Source organism: Bacteroidales bacterium (assembly GCA_029210725.1).
Taxonomy (GTDB): domain Bacteria; phylum Bacteroidota; class Bacteroidia; order Bacteroidales.
The window spans coordinates 1-997 of sequence record JARGFM010000064.1 but is presented as its reverse complement, the minus strand read 5'-3'; the positions used below and the strand labels follow the sequence as shown (position 1 = coordinate 997).

At 49.4% G+C, this 997-nt stretch carries 1 protein-coding gene; it reads left to right on the top strand.

Features of this window, described 5'->3' with window-relative positions; genetic code table 11:
* The coding region (locus P1P86_16580) for a transposase (protein ID MDF1576803.1) at nucleotides 1-942 on the top strand (942 nt) is incomplete at its 5' end.
* Nucleotides 943-997: the final 55 nt, after the last annotated feature.

Genomic DNA, 997 nt, shown 5'->3' with positions numbered 1-997 from the left:
CAAAGGGGCTACAGTTTTGAGACAGTGTTTTCCTGCCTGATCAGCCTGCCCTTTCTGGGACTGCAGAGTGTGCATTCTTTTACGAACAGTGCATTGTCGACCCATATCCAGGCAAAAAAGGATGTATTCTACCGCTTGAAGAATAACCAGGGCATATGCTGGCGGAATGTCCTGTGGATGTTTGGGATGAAGTTCATAAAGCTGGCTGGCACCCGTGGTGGAGAGAGTGACTCTCCAAGGTGCCTGGTCTTCGATGACAGCGACCTTCCCAAGACGGGCCGGTATATCGAGAAGGTATCCCGGCTTTATGATCATGTATCCAGGCGTTTTATTCTTGGGTATAAGCTGCTGGCCATGGGCTACTGGGACAGCGCTTCGTTTATTCCCCTGGATTTTTCTCTGCACAGGGAGCGGGGTAAGAATGCGAACAAACCTTTTGGTTTGAAGAAAAAGGAGTACCGGAAGCAGTACCGTAAGAAACAGGAGAAAGGGACTCATTCCTGGGATCGTGCCAGGGAAGCAGACACCACGAAGATCGATAGTGCGCTGAGGATGTTCTGGCGAGCCATATCCCAGGGAGTTAAGCTTGATTACCTTCTGATGGATAGCTGGTTCACCTGTGAGGCATTTATCACAGCCGTCAGGCGGGTGAAGAAACAAACGGTTCATCTGATCGGGATGTATAAGACCCCGAAAACCAAGTTCACCTTTCATGGAGAGCGGCTCACACATAGCCAGATCCGCAACAAGCTGGGGAACCCTAAGCGATGCAGGAAGTTGAAGCTCCAGTACAAGGAGGCCATGGTAGAATACAACGGAGTCCCCATCAGGATGTTCTTCAGCCGGAAGGGGTGCAAGGGTAAATGGCGGGTGTTTATCACTACCGACACCAGTTTGGTTTTCATCAAGATGATTGAAATTTCAGAACTCCTGATCTGGTAACGTAAATATAGGCTTTTCCGGGGGTCTTTTCGCAAAGAGAAAATGCGGTATCTTT